The sequence below is a fragment of the Arthrobacter sp. B0490 genome (assembly GCF_002929355.1).
GTDB lineage: Bacteria > Actinomycetota > Actinomycetes > Actinomycetales > Micrococcaceae > Arthrobacter_D.
This window is the reverse complement of the sequence record NZ_PJIR01000093.1, coordinates 1-661: the sequence shown is the minus strand read 5'-3', so window position 1 is coordinate 661 and position 661 is coordinate 1. Positions and strand designations below refer to the sequence as shown.

Below are 661 nucleotides of genomic sequence, written 5' to 3'. Positions count from 1 at the left end.
AGCCATGGCAACAGCTCGCGCAGCTCTTCCTCCAGCCCCCACGGCGGGTTCACGATGGCCAAGCCCGAACCGCTCAGGCGGCTGACGTCGTCGGCGGGGTGGACGAACAGCTCGGCACGCAGCAACTTGGGCGCCCCGCTGCGCGCTAGGTCCTGATAGAAGCGCTTGAGCTGGCGCTCGTCCTTGATCGGATACCAGATCACACCGATGGTCTGGCGCATACGGCCGAGCGCTTCCTTCAGCGCCGTCACACAGCGGCTCAGTTCGTCGGCCTGTTCGAACGGTGGATCGATCAACAACACCACACGCTTTTCCTGCGTCGGCATCAAGGCCCGCGGTACATGCCAGCCCTCTCCTCGGTGCACGGCCACGCGGCGGTCGCCGGCCATGTTGTCCTTGAGCAGCGCGCCGTCCTCGGGATGCTTTTCGTTGAGCTGCAGGCGATCCTGCTCGCGGGTCAGTTGCCGCGCCAGCTCCGGCGAACCGGGGTAATAGCGCAGCGTGCCGTCCGGGTTGAGCTGGCGGATCACGCCGAGGTAGTCGTCTAGCAGCGCCGGGCGGGTTTCGGCCTGCCAGATGCGGGCGATGCCCTGCAGCCACTCGCCGGTGCGGCTGGCCTGGTCGCCGGCCAGGTCGTAGAGGCCGACGCCGGCGTTGCTGT

1 protein-coding gene is annotated in these 661 nt (G+C 67.6%); it reads right to left on the bottom strand.

Translation table 11 applies throughout. From position 1 onward, the window contains the following. A partial coding sequence (locus CXQ97_RS20935) for a 23S rRNA (adenine(2030)-N(6))-methyltransferase RlmJ (protein WP_104182374.1) occupies positions 1-661 on the bottom strand: 661 nt, incomplete at both ends.